Raw genomic sequence first — 18,955 nt, 5'->3', positions numbered from 1 at the left:
CGCATGGGGATCAGCGTCCGGCGCGAGTCGCGTACCGGAGCGCGGTCGGGCTGGTGGGATCGCAGCGCAGGAACAAGACATGAACGAGCCAGGGGCGCGCCTTGGCAGCGACACGGCTTCGCATGGAACCTTCGCTCCCAAGCTCTTCACCGTATTGCGGGAGGGCTACGGCCCAGCCCGATTGCGGGCCGACGCGCTCGCCGGATTGACGGTCGCCATTGTCGCCCTGCCCCTTTCCATGGCGATCGCCATCGCCAGCGGCGCAACCCCGGCGGCCGGCCTCTTCACCGCCATCATCGGCGGCTTCCTGGTTTCGGCCCTCGGCGGCAGCCGCCACCAGATCGGCGGCCCGGCCGGCGCCTTCATCGTCCTGATCGCCGCGACCATCGACCGGCATGGCTTCGACGGGCTGGTGCTGGCGACGCTGCTCGCCGGGGCCATTCTCATCGCCATCGGGCTGCTCAGGCTCGGCACCTATATCAAATACATTCCGCACCCGGTCCTGGTCGGCTTCACTGCCGGCATTGCCATCATCATCTTCGCCAGCCAGATCCGTGACCTCTTCGGGCTGACCCTGCCGGGCAAGGAGCCGGCGGCACTGCTGCCGAAGCTGGAGGCGCTCTGGGAGGCGCTCGCCACCATCAACCCCGCGGCCGTCGCGCTTTCGGCGCTGACCATCGGCGTCATCCTCGGCCTGCGCCGGTGGCGGCCGGGCTGGCCGGGGCTCTTGATCGCAGTCGCGCTCGCCGCCGCGCTGGTCTTCCTGCTGAAGCTGCCGGTCGAGACCATCGGCAGCCGCTTCGGCGGCATTCCGAACTCGCTGCCGGCCCCGCATCTGCCGGCCTTCAGCCTCGACAAGCTGGTCGCGGTCCTGCCGGCAGCGGTCTCGATCGCGATCCTCGGCGGCATCGAATCGCTGCTCTCGGCCGTGGTCGCCGACGGCATGACCGGTCGGCGGCACCGCTCCAACACCGAACTGGTGGCGCAGGGGGCCGCCAATATCGGCGCCTCCCTGTTCGGCGGCATTTGCGTGACCGGGACCATCGCGCGCACGGCGACCAATGTCCGGGCCGGCGGGCAGACGCCGATCGCGGGCATGCTGCACGCCTTGTTCGTGCTGCTCTTCATGCTGGTCGCGGCGCCGCTCGCCTCCTACATCCCGCTGGCCGCGCTGGCAGGGGTGCTCGCCGTCGTCGCCTGGAACATGGCGGAGAAGGCGGCCTTCATCGCCATCCTCAGGCATTCCCGCGCCGATTCGGTGGTGCTGCTCGCAACCTTCCTGCTGGTGATCTTCGAGGATCTGATGGTTGGCATCGGGGTCGGCGTCGTGCTCGGCTCGCTGATCTTCATGCATCGCATGGCCAATGTCGTGACCGTCGAGGCCGGCATGGACCCGGCCCTGGTCGACGACGATGATATGTCCGAGCCCGCCGAAGTGGATGTGCCCCGCAACGGCAATGGCGATAGCTTCCGCTATCGCATTTCCGGCCCGCTCTTCTTCGGAGCCAGCATGAGTGTCGCGACCGTGCTCGATCGGACCGGGCCCTTCCCGGCTCGTATCGTGCTCGACCTCTCGGACGTCCCCTTTGCCGATTCCAGCGCCGCCGTCGCGCTGCGGGCGATGATCGACAAGGCGATCCGCCATGACGCCAGGGTCGAGATCCTCGGAGCGACGGCGCCGGTGCGCCGCGTGCTCGGCCATGAAGGCATCGACGATAGGCTGGTGAGGTTTCGCGATGCCTGAACTGCGGCAAGGGCGCGCTCGCCAGCGCCGCCGACATGAGCTAGCCAGGACGGCATGACGCAACAAAGCATGCAGGATTGCCAGATCGCCATCGTCGGCGCCGGCGCCGTCGGGCTCGCCGCGGCGCTCGCCCTCGCCGCCACTGGCCGGGAGAGTGTACTGTTTGGCGCCGCGACCGCCCCGCGCGACGGTCGCACCGTCGCCCTGCTCGACGGCTCCTGGCGCCTGCTCGGCGAACTCGGCCTCGGCAAGGCACTGGAGCGCATCGCCGCCCCGCTCGAGATCATGCGCCTGGTCGACGATACCGGCAGCCTGTTCCGTCAGCCGCCGGTCGAGTTCAAGGCCGCCGAGCTCGGGCTTCCGGCCTTCGGCTGGAATGTCGAGAACGCCGCCCTGGTCGAGACGCTCGCCGCGCGCGCCGCGCAGGAACCGGCGATCCGCATGGTGCCCTTTCCGGTCGAGGAGATCGAGCTCGGGCCTGACGCGGTGCGGCTCTCCGGCGCCGGCTTCGAGCCGCTGCATGCGGCGCTCGTGGTCGGTGCCGATGGCCGCAATTCACGGGTTCGCGCCGCCGCTGGCATCGAGACGCGCGACTGGACTTATCCGCAGGTCGCGCTGACCGCGATTCTCGGCCATCGCCGCGAGCATGGCGACGCCTCGACCGAGTTCCACACCCGCGCCGGGCCGTGCACGCTGGTGCCGCTGCCGGGCCGCCGTTCCTCGCTTGTCTGGATGCTGGCGCCGCGCGAGGCCGACGAGGTCGCCGCGCTCGACGATGCCGACTTCGCCCGCGCGGTCGAGCGGCAGACCCATTCGATCGTCGGCGCGATGACCGTCGAGGGCCGGCGCGGGCGCGTGCCGATGGGCGGCCTTTCCGTCGAGCGCTTCGCCACGGACCGCACCGCGCTGATCGGCGAGGCCGCCCATGTCTTCCCACCGATCGGTGCGCAGGGCCTCAATCTCGGCCTACGCGACGTCGCCGCGCTGCGCGATTCCCTGATCGAGGTCGAGGACCCCGGCGCGGAAGGGCCGCTGGCGCGCTACGATCTTTCGCGCCAGACCGACGTCCGGTTGCGCACCGGTGCGGTCGACGCCCTCAACCGGACCCTGCTGACCGATCTCTTGCCCGCCGACCTCCTGCGCGGCGCCGGCCTGCTCGCGCTGTCGCGCTTCGGGCCGCTGCGCCGGCTCGTGATGCGCCAGGGCCTCGCGGGTGGCACCGCCGCAGGCTGAGCGCGCGCCTCAGGCTCAGAGCGTCTCGTCGCCGACGGCCGGAACCTTGCGCAGCGCCGGCGCCGCATCGCGGAAGACCGGCGCCAGCGGTAAAGGCGTCGAGACGATCCGGCGCCCGCCCGGCTCCTCGGCCTGCCGGTCGAGCAGGCCGCGGGCGGTGAGCTGCGGATCGGCCAGCGCCTCCTCGAGCGTCCGTACCACGGTGCAGCAGCAGTCGAGCGGTTCGAGCAGCCCGCGCCAGTGCGCGGCCGGCTGTGCGCCGATCAGGGCCGCAACGGCGGTGCGCGTTGCTTCCTCCTGTCGGCGATCGTCGCGCAGGGCCTCGTCGAGACCGATCGCCGCGCTGAAGATCGCCCAGAACTTCTCTTCCAGCGCCCCGACAGCGAGGAACCAGCCATCGGCGGTGGCATAGAGTCCGTAGCGCGGGCTGCCGCCGGTCAAAAGCCCCTCGCCACCCTGCGGATAGCGCCCGCTCGCCTGGCCCTGCGCCAGCCCGTACCAGGCGAAGGTCGACATCGCGTCGGTCATGGCGATGTCGAGATGACAGCCCTGCCCCGAAAGGTCGCGCTCGCGCAGCGCCAGCAGGATGTTGAGTACGGCCGGCATCGCCCCGCCGGCGATGTCTGCGACCAGCGTCGGCGGCAGCGGCGCGGGCTCGCCGCGCTTCAGGGACTGGCCGAGCAGCCCGCCGATCGCCTGGTAGTTGATGTCGTGCCCTGCTTCGAGCGCGCGGGGCCCTTCCTGCCCGTAGCCGCTGATCGAGCAGTAGATCAGCCGCGGGTTGATCGCGCGCATGGCCTCGTGCCCGAAACCCAGCCGTTCCATCACGCCCGGCCGGAACTGCTCGATCAGGATGTCGGTCTTCTCGATCAGCGGGCGCAGTCGCTCCAACGCATCGGGAGCCTTCAGGTCGATGGCGAGGCTGGTCTTGCCGCGATTGAGCGCCGCGAACGGCGCCGAGGTCTCGCCGAGCCGTGGCGGGAAGCGGCGCATATCCTCGCCCTCCGGCCGCTCGATCCTGATGATCCTTGCCCCCGCCTCGGCCAGGAACAGGCTGGCGAGCGGTCCCGGCAGCAGCGTCGAGAAATCGAGGACGAGGAGATCGGAAAGCGGCTGCATCGTCGGGCCCTTGGCGAGGCCCGGAGGGGCGCTCAATGGAAGAGGTCGGCCGGCATCCTGCCCGTCTTCACCAGCCACAGGAAGCCCGTCAGCGTCACGGTGGAGACGATGGTGCCGACGAGGATGCAGGCCGAGGCGCGCTCGACGCCGACGCGGTACTGCGTCGAGATCACGAAGATGTTCAGCGCCGGTGGCAGCGCGGCCATGATCACCGCCGCATAGATCCAGGCGTCGGAGAAATTGCCCATCGCCGAGAGCAGCACCCAGACCAGCAAGGGGTGCAGCACCAGCTTGATGAAGACGAGCGCCGGCAATTCGCCGGGCATGCGCTTCATCGGCCGCAGCGCGACGGTGACGCCGAGCAGGAAGAGCGCGCAGGGCGCCGCCGCCTGCGACAGCCAGAGTGTCATCTTGTCGATCGCGGTCGGCAGCTCGAGCTTGATGAAAGCCGCGAGCACGCCGGCGACGGTCGCGAGGTTGAAGGGGTGCGTTGCGACCTTCCAGGCGACGTCGCCGGCCGTCGCCGCGAGGCTGCGCTTCTCGACGCCGGCGACCGCCATCAGGAACGGGATCAGCGAAAACAGCAGGAGGTTGTCGAAGACGAAGATCAGGACGACCGGGGCGCTCGCGACCGGGCCCAGCGCCGCCAGGATCAGGGGCGGTCCCATATAGCCGATATTGGAATAGGAGCCGGCGACGCCCTGCATCACCGCCTGGGGCATGTTTCCCCGCGTATACTTGTAGCCGAGCCCGAAGGAGAGCGTGAAGGCAAGGAAGGTCGCCGTGGTCGTCGCCAGGACGAAGCCCCAATTCGTCAGGTCGCTCAGCGGCTTGTCGGCGATCAGCCGGTAGAACAGGCAGGGCAGCGCCACATAGATCAGGAAGAACTGCATCCATGCGAGCCCCTCCTCCGGCAGCTGCTTGTAGCGGCCGACGGCGAAGCCGAGCACGATCAGCCCGAAGAAGGGCGCGACCAGATTGAAGAGATTGGCGAGATCGGCCATGCGGTCGCGGTACTCGGTGGGGGGTGTCCACCTGGTGCCTTCCCGAAAAGGCTCGAACCACGCGGTACGGCCTTATAGGATGCGGGGCGGCGGATGAGAACCTGCTGTTCCATGCGCTGTCAGCATGACGAGCCTGATCGGCGGCAGAGGCCCGGTGCGTCGCGCCGAAGCGCCCAGAACTCGCGCGCCCTATCTGATGAAGCGCTCGACGGGTTTCGCATTGATTTCGAAGGCCTTGCGGACCCTGCCATAGCATTCGCAGGCATGACCCTGAAGCCGACCGCCGTCGAGAACGGTCAGATCGCCGCGCGAATAGGCGATCGCGCCGTTCTCCATCAGCTTCGAACAGACTTGGTTGACGGTTGCGCGGCGCAGCCCGAGCGCTTGCGAGATCGCCGCCTGGGTGAGCTGGAAACTGTCGCCTACGACCCGATCATGCGCATGCGCGAGCCAGCGCGCGATACGCTCCTCGGCGCTGTGCAGGCTGTTGCAGGCGACGGTCTCGAGCAGCTGGATGATTAGGCTCTTGGCGTAGCGCAGCATGGCGTCACGAACGCAGGGGAAGCCGGCGATCGCCTCGTCCAGATCCTCGATCGACAGCCAGGAGGCATAGCCGGATACGGCGACCGTCGACTGGCTGATCGCCTCGCCTCCCCCCATGATCAAGGCGATGCCGATGAAGCCCTCATAGCCGATCGAGGCTTTTTCGACGCTGCGTCCGTCATGCATCTCGGCTCTGAGCGAAATCACGCCCTCATGCGGGAAGATCGCGTGCGTGAACGGTTCGTTCTCCTGGTAGAGCGCCTGGCCCGGCGATAGTCGCCGCGTGATCAGCCTCGGCGCGAGGAACGCTCGCGCTTCGGGCCGAACCGAAAGCAGGATCTGGTTTCGAATCTCGAAATCGCCCCTCAACTCTTGCGTCAAGCATTCCCCCGGACATTGCGTTGGGCCGCGGTGGACAATTTCCTGTTAACCTTACGTAATGTACGATACGGTACTCAATAAGAACGGAATCGTTCGCATCGATCTCGACTCCATTGGTGCGAGGCGATCAGCCGCGGGGGAGCCATCATTCCATGAGTCTGGCTGGACCTGAAGGGGTGGGAGCGGTGTCCGTAGCAGGTTCCGGGAGCGCGCATCCTTCACCGGGAGAGCGGCCCACCTTTGGCCGGGGCGGCTCCGGCGATCGCGCGAGCGGTGACGACATTGCCGAAAGACTCAGCTTTGCCGGGATCGATGACGAGGTGCGCCGCGCGCTGCGCGAGATCCGGCCGCTCGTAGCGGCAGAACTGCCCGGGGTGCTCGACGCATTTTACCGGCATATTCGCGCATTTCCCGATGTCGCTCGGTTGTTTCCAAACGATGCCGTGATTGAACGGGCCCGCCAGATGCAGCTTTCGCACTGGGATCTGATCACCGAGGCAAGCTTCGATGATCAATATGCCAGCTCGGTCCGGCGCATCGGCGAGGTGCATTGCCGGCTCGGCCTCGAGCCGCATTGGTATATCGGCGGCTATAATTTCATCATCGCGGGATTGACCGCCCGTATCGGTCAGGCGAAGGCCGCATGGCGGATCGGGCGGGAGCCCCGCATGCGCCGGGCGGCGATCGCGCTCAATCGTGCTGCCCTGCTGGACATGGACCTGGCGATCTCGGTCTATCTCGAGGCCGGGCGCCGCAATCGTCGCGAGACGCTCGAAAGGCTGGCGGGCAGTTTCGAACAGGTGGTCGCCACCGTCGTTCGCTCGGTCACCATCGCCGCGAATGATCTGAAGGCATCGGCGGGGTCGCTCGCGGCCTCGGCGAGCGAGACCCTTCACAGGGCAAGCGACGCCACCGAATCCTCGATGGAGGCGACGAAGGCCATCGAAACGGTCGCTTTTTCGACCGACCAACTGGCAGCGTCCCTCAGCGAGTTCGGTGAACAGATCGCAGCTTCCGGTCTGGTGTCCACGCGCGCCGTCACCGAAGCCGAACAGATCAGCCTGCAAGTGGGCGCATTGACCGGCTCTGTCGACAAGATCGACGGCATCGTCGAGGCGATCCGCGAGATCGCAGGCAAGACCAGGCTGCTGGCGATGAATGCGAGCATCGAGGCAGCCCGGGCGGGTGAAACGGGCCGAGGCTTCTCGGTGGTTGCCGGGGAAGTCAAGCTGCTAGCCGCCCAAACCGCTCAGGCGACAGCCGAGATCGGCTCACAGATCGGCGCCATCCGCGACTTCACCCAATATGTCGCGCTCGCCACCGACGCGATCAGGCAGACCATTCGGGAAATGAACGAGATCGGAGCGGCGATCGCGCATGCGGTCTCTGGTCAGGAGCACGCCACCGAGCGAACGGCCTGCAATCTCCGACAAGCCTGGCAGAGCTCGGCTGAAGTGGCGAACGGCATCGTGGGGGTGGCCCGGCGCGCTTCGGAGTCGAGCGAGGCGTCCGCCCACGCCCTCGCCGCTTCGACCGAATTGGTGCGGCAGGCGGAGAAGCTCTCCTCCGAAGCCGAAAGCTTCCTGGCGACAGTGCGAGCCGCCTGACCGCCACGCCGCCGCCGGAGGGGATTTTCCGGCGGAAGCGAGATCGATCAGCCGCGCGTTTTTTTCCCGGCCTATTGGACCAGCCTGGCCTGCCCGCGATTTCAGCCATCACTCAACCCATCGGGATCATCACATGTCGTCGTCTAGCGCCCTATCCGAACGTCTTCGATTCATGAAGCTGGGCAAGACTGCCCTGGACAATCTTCAGAGCGCAAAGCCGATCGTCATGGGCGCGCTGCCGCAAGCGCTCGACGATTTCTACGAGCAGGTCCGGGCGTTTCCGGAAACAAGGGCTTTCTTTTCGGGGGAGGCTCAGATCGCCGGTGCCAAGGGCAAGCAGATCGCCCATTGGGAGATGATCTCGGGTGGGCGGTTCGACGACGATTATCTCAGCGCCGTCTCGATCGTCGGCCAGGTCCATGCCCGGATCGGGCTTGCTCCGCGATGGTATATCGGCGGCTACGGCCTCGTCCTCGAATCTCTGATCGGCAAGCTCATCGAGGCGCGCTGGCCTCGGGGCGAAGGTGAAAGTGCCGCGTCGAGCGTCCTGGGAAAGGCCTTTCGCGGCCGCCAGGCCAAGAGCGGCGCCGCGGCCAGCGCGCAATCGGTCGCCGCGGAAGTGAGCGCCGTCGCCAAGGCAACGCTGCTCGACATGGATTTTGCGATCTCGCTTTATCTGGAGGCCGCCGAGGCTGCTCGGCTCACAGCCGAACGGGAGGTGCTTGAAAAGGAACGCGCGGCGGTCGTCAATTCGGTGGGGCAGGCCATGGCCGCCATCGCCCGAGGCGACCTGACCTATCGCATGCCCGATGATCTGCCGGGCGAGTACGGCCAGCTCAGAGACGATTTCAATGCGGCCGTCGCCACCTTGCAGGATACGATGCGGACCATCCTGTCGACGACGCGGGACATTCGTTCCAGCGTCGGGGAGGTTTCGCAGGCATCGCAGAATCTGGCCGAGCGGGCCGAGGAACAGGCGGCCTCGCTGGAGGAAAGCGCCGCGACGACCGAGGAGCTTGCCGCCTCGGTCAAGAGCAACGCGGAAACCTCGCGCAACGCCGAGCAGGCCGCGCGCGAGGCGATGCTGGTCGCCGAAGAGGGCGGCGCGATCGTCCGTCAGGCGGTCGAGGCGATGACGGGGATCGACGATGCCTCGAAGAAGATCGCCGAGATCACCTCGCTGATCGACGGCATCGCCTTCCAAACCAATCTGCTTGCGCTCAATGCCGCCGTCGAGGCGGCCCGAGCCGGCGATGCAGGCCGCGGCTTCGCCGTGGTGGCCTCCGAAGTCCGCACGCTCGCCCAACGCTCCGGCGAAGCCTCGAAGGGCATCAATACGCTGATCGGCGCCTCGAATGCCGAGGTCGCGCGCGGGGTCACCCTGGTGCGCTCCGCCGGCTCCGCGCTGGAGAGGATCGTGGCCGCCTCGCAGCAGGTGGCGTCGGCCGTCTCGGGCATTTCGGCCGGCTCGTCGGAACAGGCCAATGGCATCGAGGAGATGAGCCAGACCCTGGCGATGATGGATGCGACGACACAGCAGAACGCCGCCCTGGCCGAGGAAAGCGCGGCGTCCGCGGCGGCCCTTTCAAACCAGGTTCAGGCCCTGGATCGGCTGATCGCGACGTTCAGGGTAGACCTGTCGGCGGCCCGTGGCCCGCGGTCGATGCCGCTTGCCTCGGAAGTGCTCTCCGAAGCGCCTCTCCGTTCGGTCGCGTTCGCCGGCAAGGGGGCCGCATGACATCAGCCGCGGCCGCGCCGTTTGCGCTACCCCGATCCGCGAACCGCGGCCCGGCCTTGTCCGGCCCGCGGCGATGCAAGACCATCGGCCTCAGGCGGCGGCGAGCAGCCCGAACAGGTTGCGCGGATCTTCCGGCTCGGTCAGCAGGTCGATCTCGTCATAAAAGTCCGTGCCCTCGATCAGATCGCTGAGATAGCGCAGCGCCGAAAAATCCTCGGTGGCGAAGCCGACGGAATCGAAGACCGTGATCTGGTCGCGGGTGCGGCGCCCTTCCGTCTCGCCCACGATCACCCGCCAGAGCTCGGTCACCGGGAAATCGGGCGGCATCTGCTGGATCTCGCCCTCGATCCTCGTCTGCTCGGGAAGTTCGACGAAGACGTCGGCACGCAGCAGGATTTCGCGCTGCAACTCGGTCTTGCCGGGGCAGTCGCCGCCGACCGCGTTGATGTGGACGCCGGCTCCGACCATGTTGTCGGAGAGGATCGTCGCCTTCAGCTTGTCGGCGGTGACCGTCGTGATGATGTCGGCGCCGAGGACCGCCTCCTGCGCGCTCGCCGCCACCTCGATCTCGAAACCCTGGCCGGCGAGATTGGCGAGGAATTTCTCGGTCGCCGTCGAATCGATGTCGAAGACGCGCAGGCGCCTGATGCCGTTCAGCGCCTTGAAGGCGAGCGCCTGGAACTCCGATTGCGAGCCGAGCCCGATGATCGCCATCACCGCGGCATCCTTGCGCGCGAGATAACGGGCCGCGACGGCCGAGGTCGCCGCCGTCCGAAGGGCGGTGGTGATCGTCATCTCGGAGAGCAGGCGCGGATAGCCGGTGCCGACATCCGCCAGCACGCCGAAGGCCGTCACGGTCTGCAGGCCGGACTGCGTGTTCTTCGGATGGCCGTTGACATATTTGAAGCCGTAGAGCGCGCCGTCGCTGGTCGGCATCAGCTCGATCACGCCGTCACGGGAATGGCTGGCGACGCGCGGCGCCTTCTCGAATTCGGCCCAGCGCCGGAAGTCCTGTTCGATACAGTCCGCGAGCCCGGTCAGATAGGCCTCGACCCCGACGGCCCTGACCAGCCGGACCATGTTGTCGACGCCCACATACCGCATCATCGCGCACCCTCCTCCGTTGTCTCGTTCTCTCTCTCCATTTTACGGCAAAGCAATTTGCACTAAGAACAGCGAACAAGTGCACTTAGATGCAGAAATCGGAACAATCTGCCAATCGGGATTGAGCATTTTGTCATGCATGTTTTCGACGAGCTGGATCATCGATTGATCTCCGCCCTGCGCGAGGATGGCCGTGCGCCGATCTCGAAGCTCGCCACGATCCTCGGGGTGTCGCGCGCGACCGTGCAAAGCCGGCTCGACCGCCTGATCGAATCGGGGGCCGTGCTCGGCTTCACCGTCCGGTTCCGGCAGGATTCCGACGACAAGGCGATCCGGGCGATCATGATGATCGAGGTCACCGGCCGTTCGACGACCGCGGTGATCCGGCAGCTGCGCGGCTTCCCCGAATTGCATTCGCTGCACACCACCAATGGCGGCTGGGATCTGATCGCCGAGGTCCGGGCCGACAGCCTGAGCGATTTCGACCGTGTCCTGCGCGAGGTCCGCACCATCGACGGCGTCCTCAACAGCGAAACCAGCATCCTGCTGAGTTCGGTCTGATCGACATGCTCGCCCGGCAACAGAAGCGACGCCGTAGTCGGACGCCCTCGGGACAGCAAGAAGGACGAGCCGGCGAAGCCCTCCCTCATCGCGACAACGCGACCTGCGGCCCCTGTCAGGAGTCGGCACGGCTCGCGGAGTTGGAGGACAAGATCAGGGTGCAGCGGGCGATGCAGCCGGATGGTGGCGAAGAGTGAAGTGACTTCATGTTTGGAGCCTCAGGCGATGAGGGCTCTCCGGGGGCCCGGTCAGTTTACGGTCTTCTGCTTTCGCCGTGTTGCGACAGTGAGTGTCAATCCGATCAGCACGAGGGCAACGCCTATGAGGAAAAGCGGCCCCAATGCGTCCCCGAACATCACCGCCGCAGCCGCGACGCCAACGATTGGCTGCAGATACTGAATACTTGCCGCGATGCGCGCAGGAACCGTCCGTAGCAAATGAAGCCAGAGGAAGAGCCCGGCCACGGTCACCATGACGCCGAGATAGACAGCCGAGGCGATGCCGACAGCGGTTACCTCGAATGAAACCCGCGACATCTCCCAAACAGTCCAGGGCAGCACCGCGATGAAGCCGAACAGGGTGCTCCAAGCCGCCACGACAACGGTCCCGTGCCGTTCCGAGAGTTCGACGCTCCACACATAATAGAACGCAATCGTCAACGCGGAGAGCAGCACGAGAGCCGCGCCCGTCAAACTTGTCTGCGATGCAGCGGAAGTCGCGTCGCCGCGTCCCCAGGCTACCAAGGCGATTCCTACGAAGGCCGCGGCAATGCCGAGGGCCTGGATACTCGACACCGACTGCTTGAGCCTCATCGCCGCGAAAATGACGACGAAAGCGGGAATCGCCGCAGAAATCGTCGTTGCCACCGAGGCCGAGGTTCCAACGACACCGAAGGTTTGAGCAACCTGTCCAATCCCAATGCCAAGGATGCCGAGCGCTGCAACCTTGGGAAACGCCCTGAGTGGTAGACGCTGCTTTCCGAGGACGAGGAGGAACATCAACGGCACGGCGATCAGGAAGCGCAACCCCGTCAAGGTCAAAGGGGGCAGCGTAAGAAGGCCGAGCTTCGTGATGGGAATCGAAAGCCCCCACACGACAGCGAGGAATAGCGCCGCCGTAAGGTTTCGGAAGGATGCGCCGGTAGGGGAAGCAGCGGGTGCGCTCATGGGGGCAGTCGGGAGACGGAAGCTGGGCCGAAGCCTTAATTCAGCTTCTTGCGCGGGACAATCGGAACGCGGCGCCGGAAGCTCCCCCGCCGCTGCTGCTATCCGGGATCGTCACGAAGTTTGCGGACGCCCTCTTCGCTTGCCTCAGCTTGCCCGGAAACAGCTGTCAAGCGCCGCGCCGCTCAGCGGTTGCTCATGCCCGGCACCATGGCCGCTTCCGCGTCGGAGCTTCGCGATCTTTCATCCATCGCAGCGTCGTGGGGGACGCCATCGATCTTCCGCTTTTAATTTTCGTGTAATTTCATATTCGCACGGCCACCCAGAAAAAGGTGGCGCGACCTACGGGAGTCGAACCCGTCTCCCCAGCGTGAAAGGCTGGTGTCCTAACCGATAGACGAAGGTCGCGAGCTTCTGCCGCGAAGCGGCGTTGCTGCGAAGCGGGGCGAGCTATAGTCACCCTGCCGCGGTTGGGCAAGCCCGGTTTTCGGATTTCTGTCGACGGCTCACAACGGCTTCGCCAGATCGAGCACGCGCAGCTCCGCCTTCTCCGAACCGCCCCAGCGATTCAGGGTCAGCGTCGCGGCGAGGTGGACCTGCTCGCCGCGCGCCGCCAGCAGCGCCTGGCCGAGCGGCTCCTGCGCCGCCCGGAAGGCGACGCCGCCGATGCTGGCGCCGTCGCCCGCGCGCAATCTGACCCGCAAATGCCCGCCGCTGCCGATCTCGACAACATCGGCCAGCCGATGCGCCGGCAGCACGAAGACCGGCTCGGGGCAGCCGGAGCCGAAGGGGCCGGCGCGGTCGATCTCGGCGAGCAGGCGGGGATTCGCACCGCCCGCGCTGATCGCCGCATCGACCAGCAGCGCCTCGGATTCGCGCGAGGCGGCGACATTGGCCGCGAGCTCTGCGCTCATGAAGGCGATGAAGGGCGCCTCCTGGCCGGGTGCCAGGGTGATTCCCGCCGCCATGGCGTGGCCACCGCCCTTGATCGCGAGCCCGGCCTCGACCGCCCGGCGCACCGCGGCGCCGAGATCGACGCCGGGGACGGAACGGCCGGAGCCGGTCGCGCCGCCATCGGCATGCCGCGCCAGGGCGAAGGCAGGACGTCGGAAGCGCTCCTTGAGCCGGGCGGCGATCAGCCCGACCACGCCCGGATGCCAGTCGGCCGAGCCGACCAGCAGAACCGGATGCTCGGCCGCGTCGCCGAGACGGTGCTCGACCTCGGCCACGGCCTCCTCGACGGCGGCGCGCTCGATCTCCTGCCGCTCCTGGTTCAGCCGGTTGAGCTCGGCGGCGATGCTGCGTGCCTCGACCTCGTCATCGGTCATCAGCAGGCGGGCGCCGAGGCCGGCATCGCCGATCCGCCCGCCGGCATTGATGCGCGGGCCGAGCAGGAAGCCGAGATGCCAGGGCTGGGCCGGGCCATCGAGCCCGGCGGCGTCGAGCAGCGCCGCGAGACCGGCTCGCTGGCGCAGCCTCAGAATGGCGATGCCCTGGCGCACGAAAGCACGGTTGAGGCCGATCAACGGCACCACGTCGGCGACGGTCGCGAGCCCGACGAGATCGAGCATCGCCAGAAGATCGGGCTCCCCGCCCCGGCCCGACCAATGCCCGTGCCGGCGCAGTTCGCGTGCGGTCGCGACCAGCGTCAGGAAGACCACGCCGGCGGCGCAGAGATGGCCGAGGCCGGAGAGATCGTCCTGCCGGTTCGGATTGACGATCGCGGCCGCCGCCGGCAGCTGCTCCGGCGCCTGATGGTGGTCGAGCACGACGACATCGAGGCCGAGCCTCGCGGCCTCGCGCAGCGGTTCATGGCTGGTCGTGCCGCAATCGACCGTGACGAGGAGCGTCGCGCCCTCCCCGGCCAGCATGGCGATCGCCTCGCTGTTCGGGCCATAGCCTTCGATCAGCCGGTCCGGAATATGCACGCGTGGGCGAGCCCCGGCCTGCTTGAGGAAGATCGCGAGCAGGGCCGCCGAGCAGGCGCCGTCGACGTCGTAGTCGCCGAAGATCGCGACCTTCTCAGCCCGCAGCGCCGCCTGCGCCAGCCTTTGAGCAGCCGGTTCCATGTCGAGCAGCACGGAAGGGTCCGGCAGCAGATCGCGCAGCTTCGGTTCGAGATAGCGCAGGGCCTCGCTGGCGGCGACGCCGCGCCCGGCCAGGATGCGCGCCACGGCGTCGGGGACACCTTCGACCTGCGCCAGGGCTTCGGCCCGCGCCAGCCCCGCAAGGTCGAGCCGATCACGCCAGGGGCGTCCGAGCGCCGAGCGCTCCACGCCGAGAAAGGCGCGTTGGGAAAGGGAAGTCATCCGCCACCGGTCGCCCGGCGGGGCGCTTTCGTCAACGGGGCGCGATGCCGCCCGCCCGTCATTCCAGCGGCTTCTGGTCGGCGATCGCCTGCGCCGTCGCCTTGCGGGCGCTGACAGGTGCATGTCCTGAGACCTCGGCGCCGGCATCGGGCTTGAGCCGCGCCATCCACAGCGCCGAGGAGGCCGCGATCAGCCCGACGAGCACGAAGGCCGGCCAGAAATCGGCGGCGCCAAGCGCCTGCCCACCATTGACGAGATTGGCCGTTTCCAGTGCGAAGGCGCCGATGGTGACGCCGAGGCTCAGCGATAATTGCTGCGCGACGCTCGACAGGCTGGTGGCGCTCGACATGTCGCGGTTCGAGATATCGGCATAGCTCAGCGCATTGATGCCGGTGAATTGAAGCGAACGGAAGCAGCCGCCGATCAGGAGCACGCAGAGCATCAGCCAATGCGGCGTCGCCGGCGTGAACAGGCCGGAGGCGGCGAGGAAGGCGGCGCCGATCAGGGCGTTGAAGGTCAGCACACGGCGGAAGCCGAATCGCTGCAGGATCGTCTTCGCCAGGGTCTTCATGATCAGCGCGCCGGCCGCCGAGGCGAAGGTGATCAGGCCCGATTGCAGCGCGTTGAGGCCGAAGCCGAGCTGCAGCATCAGCGGCAGCAGGAACGGGATCGCGCCGATGCCGATGCGGAAGATCGAGCCGCCGATCACGCCGGTATTATAGGTCGGGATCCGCAGCAGCCCGAGATTGAGCACTGGATGGGGGGTGCGCCGGGCGTGGAACCAGTAGGCCAGCAATGCCAGTGCGCCGAACGCGACGCAGGCATAGGAGACGCTCTCCGGTACGAGATGGCGCCCGCCGGTCACCAGGCCGAGCATCAGGGCGGCGAAGCCGGTCGAGGACAGCAGGAAGCCCTTGATGTCCAGCGGCGCCACGTCCTCCTCGCGGATATCCTCGAAGAACTTCGTCGCCAGCACGATACCGAGCAGGCCGATCGGCAGATTGATGAAGAAGATCCAGCGCCAGTCGAAATAGGTGGTGATGAAACCGCCCAGCACGGGGCCGACCACGGGACCGACCAGCGCCGGTACGGTCAGATAGGCGAGCGCACTGACCAGTTGCGATTTCTCGACGCTGCGCAGGATGACGAGGCGGCCGACCGGCACCATCATCGCCCCGCCCATGCCCTGCAGGAAGCGGGCTCCGACGAAAGCGCCGAGCGAGTTCGAGAGCGCGCAGAGCACCGAGCCGAGCATGAACACGCCGAGCGCCGTACGGAAGATCGTGCGAGCGCCGAACCTGTCGGCCATCCAGCCCGAGATCGGGATGAAGACCGCGAGGCTGACCAGATAGGAGGTGACCGCCAACTTGAGGGCGATCGGGTCCTCGCCGAGCGATTGCGCGATGACCGGCAGCGAGGTGGCGATCACCGTCGAGTCGGTGTTCTCCATGAACAGCGCACAGGCGACGATCAGAGGCAGGAGCTTGGCACGCTGCACGGGCGGACTTTCTGGCGAGCTGCGCGTCAGCCTTAATCCGCGATCCGCCCTCTGACGAGAGGACAGGGGCAAGAATCGCTGGCTTGCGCGAGTTGCGCCTGCCGCATGACGAATCCATCCACCGCCCGCAAGGTGACTGTGAGACAGACGCAAGCCTTGGCACGAAGACGTGATGGCAAGCTGGCCATGCGTTCGATGCAGGTCAAAGACGGGCGCGCGTCCCTATGTGAAGTCCGGGGCGAAGATCTTCACATTCGAGATCGGAAGGGCCGGCGCGCCGGCGAAGGTGTCCCATGTCTAGTCAAGTGCAGCATTCTTACCGCCTGGCGCCAGTCGGCGTGCCTGTTCGCGCCGCCGCCTTCGCCATCCTCGCCGGCTTCGCCTTCCTCGGCCTCGGCTCCACCGCCGCGAGCGCCCAGTCGAACAGCTGGGAACGCGCTTGCGCCGAACGCATGGTCTCGCCCGGCTCCGGCGATGCGCTGCGCGCCTATAACTGCGCCCGCCAGAAGGAATGCCAGGCGATGGCGAATGCCAAGGGCGCGATGATGATGGAGCGCGGCTGCTTCTTCGTCAGCCCCTCGACGGCCGAGGCTGGACGCTCGCGCCCAGGCCAGCAGCAATAGCCGACTCGTGGTTGGGCGCGCCTCGCGGGTGCGCCCAACACAACTTTCCGCCGCCAGCCCCTAGCGGCTTCGTCTCCCGCGTGATAACGGGCCTCGTCAACTCGGCCATGGGCGCCCTGCCCGGCCATGAACTAGTGCCGGCCCTGCCGGCCCCGGAGTTGACGATGGCAACGATCACCGACGGCCTTATTCGCGACGGCCTGACCTTCGACGACGTCCTGCTCGAGCCGGGCCCCTCGGAGGTCATGCCGGCCGATGTCGACGTCTCGACCAAGCTGACCAAGACGATCTCGCTCAACCTGCCGATCATCGCCTCCGCCATGGATACGGTGACCGAGGCCGGCATGGCGATCGCCATGGCGCAGGCCGGCGGGCTTGGCGTGGTGCACCGCAATCTCGACCCCGAGCAGCAGGCCGCGCAGGTCAAGCTGGTGAAGAAGTTCGAGTCGGGCATGATCGCCAACCCGATCACGATCTTCCCGGACGAGACGCTGGGCGATGCTCTCGCCATCATGAAGCACAACTCGATCTCGGGCATCCCGGTGGTCGAGCGCGGCCCGCAGGGTCATAAGGGCCGCCTCGTCGGCATCCTGACCAATCGCGACGTCCGCTTCGCAGCTAATCCCGAGCAGCCGGTCTCCGAGCTGATGACCAAGGATCGGCTGATCACGGTGCGCGAGAGTGTCGGCCAGGATGAGGCCCGCCGCCTGCTCCATCAGTTCCGCATCGAAAAGCTGCTCGTCGTCGACGACCATTTCCGCTGCATCGGCCTGATCACCGTCAAGGACATGGAGAAGCAGGTCGCGCATCCCAACTCCGCCAAGGACACGCATGGCCGCCTGCTGGTGGCGGCAGCGACGACCACCGGCGACAGCGGCTTCGAGCGCTCGGAGATGCTGATCGACGCGGGCGTCGACATTATCGTCGTAGATACCGCCCATGGCCACTCCGCCAAGGTGCTGGAAGCCGTGACGCGGGTGAAGAAGCTCTCCAACGCCGTCCAGATCATCGCCGGCAACATCGCCACCGCCGGCGGCGCCCAGGCCCTGATCGATGCCGGCGCGGACGCGATCAAGGTCGGCATCGGCCCGGGCTCGATCTGCACCACCCGCATCGTCGCCGGCGTCGGCGTGCCGCAGCTGACCGCGATCATGGATGCCGCTTCCGCCGCCAGCAAGGCCGGCATTCCGGTGATCGCCGACGGCGGCATCAAATACTCCGGCGATCTCGCCAAGGCGCTTGCCGCCGGCGCCTCCTGCGCCATGGTCGGCTCGCTGCTTGCCGGCACCGACGAGACGCCGGGCGAGACCTTTCTCTATCAGGGCCGCTCCTACAAATCCTATCGCGGCATGGGCTCGGTCGGCGCGATGGCGCGCGGCTCGGCCGATCGCTATTTCCAGCAGGACATCAAGGACTCGCTGAAGCTGGTGCCGGAGGGCATCGAGGGCCAGGTCGCCTATAAGGGCCCCGTCGCCAATGTGCTGCATCAGCTTGCCGGCGGCTTGCGAGCGGCGATGGGCTATGTCGGCGGGCGAAACCTCGAGGACTACCGCGCCAAGGCCCGCTTCATCCGCATCACCAGCGCCGGTCTGCGCGAGAGCCATGTCCACGACGTCACCATCGTGCGCGAGAGCCCCAATTATCCGACCCGCTCGTGAGAAACCTGCTTTGATGCACGTCTGCAGCGGGTCCTTCACGAGGTAGGCCATGACGCTCAAGCTGATCTATCCGGCGCTCGCCCAGATCTTCTGGACTTTCGTCGTGCTGGTGATCGTGTTCCTGCGTCGCAAGAAGGCCTTTGACAATCGCGAGGTCGGGATGGCGGATGTCGCCGTCTCGACCGAGCGCTATCCGGAGCCGGCCCGGCTCGCCGCCGCGAATTTCAGCAACCAGTTCGAGACGCCGGTGCTGTTCTTCGCGCTGGTGCTGATCGCGACCCATGTCGGTGCCACCGGCTATGCCATGGCGGCCCTGGCCTGGGCTTTCGTGGCGACGCGGATCGTGCACACATTGATCCACACCGGTGGCAACGACCTGCGCCGGCGCGCCCTCGTCTTCGCCGCCGGCGTCGCCTGCCTGTTCTTGATGTGGATAGGTGTCGTCGTCGCGATACTGTGAACGGGACTTGCCCTAACCCGCTATCCTTGGATGAGCGACGCGGCGCAAGGTATTCGTCGTCCGTGTCACATTGTCGCGACGTGCCGCGATAGGCCGCAACAATGCGTGATGCCGGCTTGCGCCGGAAAACAACCCTCTGCATGCTTGATTTCGGCGGCGGCGATGGTTGGTGGGGTGGCGGTTCCGTAAGGTTCCGCCCGGCCGCTCGCA

The 18,955-nt window shown here is 67.1% G+C and carries 15 protein-coding genes and 1 tRNA gene; 8 read left to right on the top strand and 8 right to left on the bottom strand.

The window, feature by feature from the left end:
• Positions 1 to 79 precede the first annotated feature (79 nt).
• Both AC3RCC_RS15395 and AC3RCC_RS15390 read left to right on the top strand, forming a co-directional pair.
• The gene (locus AC3RCC_RS15395; RefSeq protein ID WP_492255811.1) at positions 80 to 1,744 is read left to right on the top strand and encodes a SulP family inorganic anion transporter; all 1,665 of its coding nucleotides are present in this window, start codon (positions 80 to 82) and stop codon (positions 1,742 to 1,744) included.
• 54 nt (positions 1,745 to 1,798) lie between these two features.
• Positions 1,799 to 2,977 (top strand): UbiH/UbiF family hydroxylase, encoded by a 1,179-nt coding sequence (locus AC3RCC_RS15390; RefSeq protein WP_492255810.1) that lies wholly within the window; start codon positions 1,799 to 1,801, stop codon positions 2,975 to 2,977.
• 15 nt (positions 2,978 to 2,992) lie between these two features.
• Here the strand turns inward: AC3RCC_RS15390 and AC3RCC_RS15385 are convergent, their stop codons facing one another.
• From AC3RCC_RS15385 to AC3RCC_RS15375, 3 genes are all read right to left on the bottom strand, one after another.
• A complete protein-coding gene (locus AC3RCC_RS15385; protein ID WP_492255809.1) occupies positions 2,993 to 4,132 on the bottom strand; it encodes a CaiB/BaiF CoA transferase family protein in 1,140 nt (379 codons plus the stop codon).
• A complete protein-coding gene (locus tag AC3RCC_RS15380; RefSeq protein WP_291640987.1) occupies positions 4,129 to 5,100 on the bottom strand; it encodes an AEC family transporter in 972 nt (323 codons plus the stop codon). The genes AC3RCC_RS15385 and AC3RCC_RS15380 overlap by 4 nt, the downstream gene beginning before the upstream one ends.
• A 189-nt stretch (positions 5,101 to 5,289) precedes the next feature.
• Positions 5,290 to 6,024 (bottom strand): Crp/Fnr family transcriptional regulator, encoded by a 735-nt coding sequence (locus tag AC3RCC_RS15375; RefSeq protein WP_492255808.1) that lies wholly within the window; start codon positions 6,022 to 6,024, stop codon positions 5,290 to 5,292.
• 152 nt (positions 6,025 to 6,176) lie between these two features.
• Here AC3RCC_RS15375 and AC3RCC_RS15370 point away from each other — a divergent pair, with 152 nt between their 5' ends.
• Together AC3RCC_RS15370 and AC3RCC_RS15365 are read left to right on the top strand one after the other, a co-directional pair.
• Complete coding sequence (locus tag AC3RCC_RS15370) at positions 6,177 to 7,631, top strand: protoglobin domain-containing protein (RefSeq protein WP_492255807.1); 1,455 nt, start codon at positions 6,177 to 6,179, stop codon at positions 7,629 to 7,631.
• A 172-nt stretch (positions 7,632 to 7,803) separates the two neighbouring features.
• Positions 7,804 to 9,369 carry a methyl-accepting chemotaxis protein gene (locus tag AC3RCC_RS15365; protein WP_492255806.1) on the top strand — a complete coding sequence of 522 codons (1,566 nt, stop codon included), beginning with the start codon at positions 7,804 to 7,806 and terminating at the stop codon, positions 9,367 to 9,369.
• A 90-nt stretch (positions 9,370 to 9,459) separates the two neighbouring features.
• Here the strand turns inward: AC3RCC_RS15365 and ocd are convergent, their stop codons facing one another.
• On the bottom strand, positions 9,460 to 10,476 hold the full coding sequence (ocd, locus tag AC3RCC_RS15360; RefSeq protein WP_492255805.1) for an ornithine cyclodeaminase: 1,017 nt from the start codon (positions 10,474 to 10,476) through the stop codon (positions 9,460 to 9,462).
• A 132-nt stretch (positions 10,477 to 10,608) separates the two neighbouring features.
• On the opposite strand from ocd, the gene AC3RCC_RS15355 reads away from it, so the two are divergent.
• Complete coding sequence (locus tag AC3RCC_RS15355; protein ID WP_291640977.1) at positions 10,609 to 11,034, top strand: Lrp/AsnC family transcriptional regulator; 426 nt, start codon at positions 10,609 to 10,611, stop codon at positions 11,032 to 11,034.
• 248 nt (positions 11,035 to 11,282) lie between these two features.
• Here the strand turns inward: AC3RCC_RS15355 and AC3RCC_RS15350 are convergent, their stop codons facing one another.
• From AC3RCC_RS15350 to AC3RCC_RS15335, 4 genes are all read right to left on the bottom strand, one after another.
• Positions 11,283 to 12,200 (bottom strand): DMT family transporter, encoded by a 918-nt coding sequence (locus tag AC3RCC_RS15350; protein WP_492255804.1) that lies wholly within the window; start codon positions 12,198 to 12,200, stop codon positions 11,283 to 11,285.
• A gap of 330 nt (positions 12,201 to 12,530) precedes the next feature.
• Positions 12,531 to 12,605 (bottom strand) — tRNA-Glu (locus AC3RCC_RS15345).
• A 98-nt stretch (positions 12,606 to 12,703) separates the two neighbouring features.
• Positions 12,704 to 14,506 (bottom strand): single-stranded-DNA-specific exonuclease RecJ, encoded by a 1,803-nt coding sequence (recJ, locus tag AC3RCC_RS15340; protein WP_492255803.1) that lies wholly within the window; start codon positions 14,504 to 14,506, stop codon positions 12,704 to 12,706.
• A gap of 58 nt (positions 14,507 to 14,564) precedes the next feature.
• Positions 14,565 to 16,004, bottom strand: coding sequence for a DHA2 family efflux MFS transporter permease subunit (locus tag AC3RCC_RS15335; RefSeq protein WP_492255802.1), 1,440 nt, complete (start codon positions 16,002 to 16,004; stop codon positions 14,565 to 14,567).
• 293 nt (positions 16,005 to 16,297) lie between these two features.
• Here AC3RCC_RS15335 and AC3RCC_RS15330 point away from each other — a divergent pair, with 293 nt between their 5' ends.
• The 3 genes from AC3RCC_RS15330 to AC3RCC_RS15320 all read left to right on the top strand — a co-directional run bounded on the left by AC3RCC_RS15330 (position 16,298) and on the right by AC3RCC_RS15320 (position 18,745).
• On the top strand, positions 16,298 to 16,627 hold the full coding sequence (locus tag AC3RCC_RS15330) for a hypothetical protein (RefSeq protein ID WP_291642393.1): 330 nt from the start codon (positions 16,298 to 16,300) through the stop codon (positions 16,625 to 16,627).
• A gap of 164 nt (positions 16,628 to 16,791) precedes the next feature.
• A complete protein-coding gene (gene guaB / locus AC3RCC_RS15325) occupies positions 16,792 to 18,285 on the top strand; it encodes an IMP dehydrogenase (RefSeq protein WP_492255801.1) in 1,494 nt (497 codons plus the stop codon).
• Between the two features lie 49 nt (positions 18,286 to 18,334).
• Entirely contained in the window at positions 18,335 to 18,745 is a 411-nt protein-coding gene (locus AC3RCC_RS15320; protein ID WP_492255800.1) for an MAPEG family protein, read from the top strand.
• Positions 18,746 to 18,955: the final 210 nt, after the last annotated feature.

It is taken from the genome of Allobosea sp. GW823-FHT01F03 (genome assembly GCF_058798075.1).
This window is presented reverse-complemented; position numbering and strand designations above follow the sequence as displayed.

Excerpts from the sequence above, each read along its gene's own strand:
- AC3RCC_RS15350 (WP_492255804.1), bottom strand. The coding sequence starts at position 12,200 with ATGAGCGCACCCGCTGCTTCCCCTACCGGCGCATCCTTCCGAAACCTT.
- AC3RCC_RS15330 (WP_291642393.1), top strand. The coding sequence starts at position 16,298 with ATGTCTAGTCAAGTGCAGCATTCTTACCGCCTGGCGCCAGTCGGCGTG.
- AC3RCC_RS15320 (WP_492255800.1), top strand. The coding sequence starts at position 18,335 with ATGACGCTCAAGCTGATCTATCCGGCGCTCGCCCAGATCTTCTGGACT.
- AC3RCC_RS15390 (WP_492255810.1), top strand. The coding sequence starts at position 1,799 with ATGACGCAACAAAGCATGCAGGATTGCCAGATCGCCATCGTCGGCGCC.
- AC3RCC_RS15380 (WP_291640987.1), bottom strand. The coding sequence starts at position 5,100 with ATGGCCGATCTCGCCAATCTCTTCAATCTGGTCGCGCCCTTCTTCGGG.
- AC3RCC_RS15355 (WP_291640977.1), top strand. The coding sequence starts at position 10,609 with ATGCATGTTTTCGACGAGCTGGATCATCGATTGATCTCCGCCCTGCGC.
- recJ (WP_492255803.1), bottom strand. The coding sequence starts at position 14,506 with ATGACTTCCCTTTCCCAACGCGCCTTTCTCGGCGTGGAGCGCTCGGCG.
- AC3RCC_RS15365 (WP_492255806.1), top strand. The coding sequence starts at position 7,804 with ATGAAGCTGGGCAAGACTGCCCTGGACAATCTTCAGAGCGCAAAGCCG.
- guaB (WP_492255801.1), top strand. The coding sequence starts at position 16,792 with ATGGCAACGATCACCGACGGCCTTATTCGCGACGGCCTGACCTTCGAC.
- AC3RCC_RS15395 (WP_492255811.1), top strand. The coding sequence starts at position 80 with ATGAACGAGCCAGGGGCGCGCCTTGGCAGCGACACGGCTTCGCATGGA.
- AC3RCC_RS15370 (WP_492255807.1), top strand. The coding sequence starts at position 6,177 with ATGAGTCTGGCTGGACCTGAAGGGGTGGGAGCGGTGTCCGTAGCAGGT.
- ocd (WP_492255805.1), bottom strand. The coding sequence starts at position 10,476 with ATGATGCGGTATGTGGGCGTCGACAACATGGTCCGGCTGGTCAGGGCC.